The 6,000-nt window shown below is 36.5% G+C and carries 6 protein-coding genes and 1 pseudogene; 6 read left to right on the top strand and 1 reads right to left on the bottom strand.

Translation table 11 applies throughout. The annotated features are described in order from the left end of the window. Positions 1-120: 120 nt before the first annotated feature. Positions 121-642 carry an HdeD family acid-resistance protein gene (locus tag RR45_RS09290; RefSeq protein ID WP_031366857.1) on the top strand — a complete coding sequence of 174 codons (522 nt, stop codon included), beginning with the start codon at positions 121-123 and terminating at the stop codon, positions 640-642. Between the two features lie 421 nt (positions 643-1,063). Here the strand turns inward: RR45_RS09290 and RR45_RS09285 are convergent. Beyond that, positions 1,064-1,219: pseudogene (locus RR45_RS09285) on the bottom strand (aldo/keto reductase); the annotation flags it as partial. A gap of 226 nt (positions 1,220-1,445) precedes the next feature. Between RR45_RS09285 and RR45_RS09280 the strand changes: the two are divergent. From RR45_RS09280 to RR45_RS09260, 5 genes are all read left to right on the top strand, one after another. Next, positions 1,446-1,916, top strand: a complete 471-nt coding sequence (locus RR45_RS09280; RefSeq protein WP_031366859.1) for a DUF3013 family protein — start codon at positions 1,446-1,448, stop codon at positions 1,914-1,916. A gap of 18 nt (positions 1,917-1,934) precedes the next feature. Beyond that, the gene (locus RR45_RS09275) at positions 1,935-2,363 is read left to right on the top strand and encodes a hypothetical protein (RefSeq protein ID WP_072353668.1); all 429 of its coding nucleotides are present in this window, start codon (positions 1,935-1,937) and stop codon (positions 2,361-2,363) included. A 578-nt stretch (positions 2,364-2,941) separates the two neighbouring features. Beyond that, complete coding sequence (gene prmA / locus RR45_RS09270) at positions 2,942-3,898, top strand: 50S ribosomal protein L11 methyltransferase (protein ID WP_031366861.1); 957 nt, start codon at positions 2,942-2,944, stop codon at positions 3,896-3,898. A 6-nt stretch (positions 3,899-3,904) separates the two neighbouring features. Continuing rightward, positions 3,905-4,651, top strand: a complete 747-nt coding sequence (locus RR45_RS09265; protein WP_031366862.1) for a 16S rRNA (uracil(1498)-N(3))-methyltransferase — start codon at positions 3,905-3,907, stop codon at positions 4,649-4,651. A 248-nt stretch (positions 4,652-4,899) separates the two neighbouring features. Next, entirely contained in the window at positions 4,900-5,610 is a 711-nt protein-coding gene (locus tag RR45_RS09260) for an Rgg family transcriptional regulator (protein WP_143188761.1), read from the top strand. Positions 5,611-6,000 lie beyond the last annotated feature (390 nt).

Here is a 6,000-nt window from a genome sequence, read left to right as displayed (position 1 = left end):
GGAGCTACCCACTATTACTAATATAAGGAGATTGTTTGTTTTTATTAAAAATTGAAATTTATTTAACAAAGGTTTATACTATAGTTTGAAGGGAATGCTTTTGAAAGAAAGGGGTGCTATATGTCAACATCAAAAAAAGGGTTTAATTTGGTACATTTTATTTTAGGACTGATTTTACTAGTTACTGGCTTGGTATCATTTTTTAATCCATTGAGTAGTTTAGTTGCAATTGTTGTCGTTTTTGCAGTTGCCGCGTTGTTTGAAGGGATTATTCAACTTGTCTTTCGAAGTCGTTTACATGAGTATACAGGCTATAAAGCAAATTCAATTTTAGTATTAGGGATTTTAGATATTCTGATTGGACTATTTCTTTTGTTTAATATGAATTTCGGTTTACTTGCTTTGCCATACATTTTCGCGATTTGGTTTATCATGGACTCAATCGGTGAATTGATTGTTTCAGATGTTTTCAAATCATTAAGTAGTGGTTATTACTGGTTCAAAATCATTATGAATGTCTTAGGTTTAATTTTAGGTATCATGATGCTATTTAATCCGATTATTTCGGCTTTAACCATAAGCTTTTTGGTAGGACTTTATTTTCTAACTGCCGGTATTGATTTTATTGTGACTTCTTTCTAATCCAATTTAGCTAACAAATGTAGGATAACAATTTTAAAGTTTAAGAGATATAGATTCTTAGCTAAAATAGGTATGGCTCAAGAAATTTGTGATGTAATATCTTTTATTTGATTTAATGTATTAAAAACTTGAAGCATAGCATACTTCGAGTTTTTTGTTTATTATGAGAGGTTATTATTTTAGATTAATCTAGCTATAGAATACGAAGAAGTAAGTATCAAAAGAGGTAATTCCATAACTAGATTTTTAAGTGCCATCTTATCTCCTCATTGGTTTGAGAATTAATATCAAAAATTCACACTGTTTTTGAGTTTAAAAAGCAAAATGTATCAGTTTGACAATTGCTACATCTTGCTTTATATTTTATAGATTAAGCCTTTATATTGAGGATAAATCATGTTCAATTATACTTTGTATGTAATAGGATTGGATCTGTAAATAAATTGTTTCGGCCTTCTGCAAATGGCGCCCATGCTTCTGGCTGAACATTGTATTTATGGTGCCATTCTAAATCTTCTGCGCGTTGATGCCACGGATTGATTTCAATTTGGTTGATTTGTGGTAGACCGACATCATTTTTTAGTTTAACACCTTGAGTGCACTCTAGGTCAAGCAAAAATGTTTTAAGATTATAAGTTAGGTACCTTAGATATCTCGCATTTGGCATCTCAATTTGTGTTATAATAATGTCATAGCATTTTATAAAGTTGTAAGCAATTCAGTGTGTTAGATGGCATTTTTCATACGTTCAAAATTGTTTGGCTTAACAATAAAAGATAAGAAGTTCAATATAAAGGAGAAATATGTCAAAGTATGGTTTTTTAGATGTGTTAGACAAGGCTTTAGCAAAAGATTTTACATACGATTACGAAATTAACTGGGATAAGAAAAACCATGCGGTGGAGATTTTTTATCTATTAGATGTTGAAAATCCGGGTGTTGCTGTTACGGATTCAGAAGATGATACGCAGGCTTCAAGTGAGAATATTTCGTTTGAAGATGCTGTTGTCTTTTATAACCCAGAAAAGTCTAAAATTGCAGTTGAAGACTATCTGGCTAGTTTTCCTTATGAGCCTAAAAAAGGCTTGTCACAAGAATTTATCACGTATTTCGTTGCGTTCTTACAAGATACTGCAGACAATGAATTAGATGCATTGACCGACTTTTTAAGTTCGGATGCTGCAGAATTTTCAGGGACATTTGATTTGGAAAGCTTTGAAAAAGGTCGCGCATCTTTAGCAGAAAAAACATTTTTTGCATATCCGCGATATTAATTTAGGAGAATAGGATTGATGAAAAAAATAACAGGTTTATTGGCTATTTTGTTAGTCGTTATTATCACGATAACCGCTTGCGGAGGTAAAAAATCGGAACCTAAGAAAACATCAAGCGATGCAAAAAGTAAGGTGAGTAAGACTGTCTCGAAAAAGAGCCAATCTTCGGAAACGATAAGCAGTGAGCCGTCAATGTCTATATCAGAGTCAACCTCAACCTCAGAAGAGTTACATGGTGAAGCTGAGGAAAGCAAATGGTCTCAGCAGTCTAGTGAGGCTGCCAAAGTGATGACTGTTGCAGAAGCTAGACAAACCTTACGCGATTTGAATATCAACGATAGTAATTTTTCAAATGCCGATATCAATAAGTACATCTTGGAAGCGCAAGCAGCAGGTCAAGAATTTGGGCCTTATTTGGTCGCACAAGGCTTTGGTGCTTTAAATTAAAGAGCGAGCTATCGCTTTTTTGTATCATTATACTCATTTAACTATCTAAAACATACACTTTCTGATGGCAACTTCATTGCCTCCATTGGATAGTTGAAAGCAGTGCTTTCAACTATTTTCCGTCATTTCGTCGTTTGGCTGATGGCAACTAATGTTGCCTCTATTTGTTAATTGAAAACATTGCTTTTAACTATCTTGGCGCTTTAGCGCTTAGATAAGTAGCCATGTCTGACGTGCCTTGGTAGTTTTACCACTTAGGCGTAAGACAAAAGTCTTGACGTATACTTATACGCCGTTGCCTTTTTGCCTCTGGCATTGGAGTTGCCACTTTAGCGACTTACGGAAAAGTGACTTACAACGTGGCTTGGTGGTTTTGGCATTGGCACTTTGCGCTTCAGCGCATTACGTACCACGCTATATACAGTAGACTTGATTTTTGAAAAAATCTTAGTCACTGGAGTACCGCTTAGCCGTTGACTAATTAACAAAAAATAGCTCTAAAGTTGCGTATGCTTTATATAGTTAAACAGGTATAGGCAAATATATGACTTGAACAATTTGAAGAAATGAGTAAAAAAATGAATAACTGGAATGAATTATCAGTCAAAGTTTCACGTGAAACTGAGGACGCTGTCAGTAATATTTTAATCGATGCTGGCGCACAAGGCGTTGCTATTGAAGACACACAGGATTATCTAGATAATCTGGATAAATTTGGAGAGATTTTACCTGAGATTGAGCAACTAGACACTGTTATCATTAAAGCTTATTATCCAGAAAAACTTTCTATTATTGAGATTGCTGAGAGTGTCAGGGGACAGATTTCGGGTCTCCTTGCCTTTGATTTAAATCCTGGTGAGTTTACAGTGACAACACAAAGTCTGGCAGAAAATGACTGGTCGGACAGTTGGAAACAGTATTTTTTGCCAACTCGCATCTCTCATGGCTTAACGATTGTCCCATCTTGGACAGATTATGCGCCAGCGTCTAGGGATGAAAAAATCATTCGCCTGGATCCGGGCATGGCTTTTGGGACAGGGACTCACCCGACGACCAAACTTTCTTTATTTGCCTTAGAGCAGATCTTGCGAGGTGGTGAAACTCTGCTAGACGTTGGCACTGGTTCAGGTGTTTTGTCTATCGCTGCGCATCTCCTAGGGGCTCAAAATATCCATGCTTTCGATTTAGATGATGTGGCGGTGAAAGTTGCTGAAGAAAATATCCAGCTCAATCCTGATATGACGAACATCATCGTCAAACCAGGTGACTTACTCCAAAACGTGACGATTAAAGCGCATGTCATCGTTGCTAATATCCTAGCCGACATTCTCATGAACGTCATTGATGATGCCTACAACCTCTTATATGACGGTGGATTTCTGATTATGAGCGGCATCATTGACAGCAAATCACAGATGATTCTGGATAAATGTCATGCGGCTGGTTTCGCCCTTGTGACGCGGATGCAACAGGGCGAGTGGCACTGTGTTATTTTGCAGAAAGCAGACGACGATGCTAGTGTTATCGGAGGATAATCGAAGATGCAACAGTATTTTTTGAATCAAAAATGCCCAGAAATTGGCGCTACTTTTAGTCTTGAGAAAGCAGATAGCCACCATCTTTTCACCGTCATGCGGGCGCAGGCGGAAGAAAAAGTTCAGGTCGTCTTTTCCAATCAAACCCTCACCTTGGCTGAGGTGAATGGTGATCAGGCGACTTTGACTCTGCTCGAAACTTTAGCAAGAACAGTAGAGCTCCCCTTAGGCGTGACGATTGCTGTGGGACTTCCCAAGAGCGATAAATTAGAGTTTATCACGCAGAAAACGACTGAACTTGGGGCGCAAGCTATCTTTGCCTATCCAGCGCAATGGTCAGTGACTAAACTTGATGCTAAGAAAGCCGCTAAAAAACAAGATCGCCTACAAAAAATTGCCAAAGGTGCAGCAGAACAGTCTAAACGCTTGATGATCCCGGAAACTGAAATTTTAGGTAGTCTCAAAGCCTTGACTGACCAGTTTGACCGATATGATCAAGTCCTCATTGCCTATGAAGAATCAGCTAAAGCAGGTGAAACGGCAGCCTTTGTTGACAGATTATCACAGTTGCAGTCAGGTCAAAACCTGCTTGTCATTTTTGGTCCCGAAGGTGGGATATCACCAGAGGAGATAGAAAACTTCACACAACTTGGCGCTGTGAAGATTGGCTTAGGCCCTCGCATCATGCGGGCGGAAACAGCCCCGCTGTATGTTTTGTCTGCAATTTCTTTTTATACAGAATTAATGAAATAGACACATTTAAAATAGTATTTGCTATTCTAAATGTGTTTTTTATGTTATAAATATTTGAAAACACATATATATAATGATATGATTTAAATTGAGGGGGAGTAGATAGTAAGGGGTTATAAATATTGAATTTCAGGGAATTAGGGGCGTTTTATAAAAAAGTACGTCAGTCAAGAGGTTATAGCATTGGTGATGTCACAAGTCATTATTTGAGTAAAAGTCAAATATCGAAGTTTGAAAATGGCAACTCAATGTTATTATTAGACGGCTTTATGCACGCTGTTGCAGGGCTAAATATGACTATGAGTGAATTTTTTTTGACTATTGGCCATTTCGAGGCTGGCAATTTACATACATTTGGTGAGAAGTTAAAAGATTTAATCAATGTGCAAGATATGGATGGACTAAAAGGGTTAATTATCCAAAAGCCACGTACAAATGAAAAAAGAATATTTAATATAAAAATTAAATGTGCTATTCGTGAGCTTTCGGGTCAAAATTTGCTGACAGATGCTGACAGCCAGTTTATTGATAAGTACCTGACAGATCATGAGGAGTGGACCGCTTTTGATATTGATGTTTTTGGGATGTGCTTAGAAGCTTTAGATACTGAGTTAGTCTATCAACTGGGCAAACAATTAACAAAAAAAGACAAGTTTAGAATCTTGCCTTACAATGCCTATATCGTAAAAAGGACACTGGTGAATGTTTATGTCTATATGATTCTTCACGGTCGATTTATCTATGCAGATGAATTTGAAAAAGAACTCGATAGCCTATTGAAATCAACTGACACAGAAGAAAAAATCGCTGTTCATATTTTCAAAAAAGTTTTAAAATATCGTCAAGAAAAAAATCCAGAACTATTGCCAGAAATTGACCAAGACCTCCAAAATTTGAAAAATTTAGGTGCTTTTGGACTGGCAAGAATGATTGATATATTTTTAACCAATTATAAGTAAAAACAACACCTTCATAGATCTATGGAGGTGTTGTTTTTGTATTTAATAATTCAAAGGTTTAAAAGTCCACCGCTTCTCTCTAGATTTATTCTATCAAATCTAGAGAGAAGCGGTGAAAAGTTTCTAACTAGAAACACTTTTTATAAATAACTGTTTCTAGTTAGAAACTTTGCGTATAGGTATTTTGGGTTTGATATAATCACTTTGTAAGTTAGTTTAAACGATTTACAAGCAGCAAAAAGTAAAATTAGCATTTAGTCTAGGTCAGCACGCATCTGACTTGGCTGTGTTGATGACTGCTTATTTTTTTATACTTATTATCCAATGCGTAGGATTGTAAGTGCCGGGAAGGAGAAAATCATGGTTAATAAAAATGAAGTGAATAGCTAC

Source organism: Pseudolactococcus chungangensis CAU 28 = DSM 22330, from assembly GCF_002441885.1.
GTDB classification, from domain to species: Bacteria; Bacillota; Bacilli; order Lactobacillales; family Streptococcaceae; genus Pseudolactococcus; species Pseudolactococcus chungangensis.
Note: the sequence above shows the minus strand (reverse complement) of the source record. Positions and strands in the feature narration are given on the sequence as shown.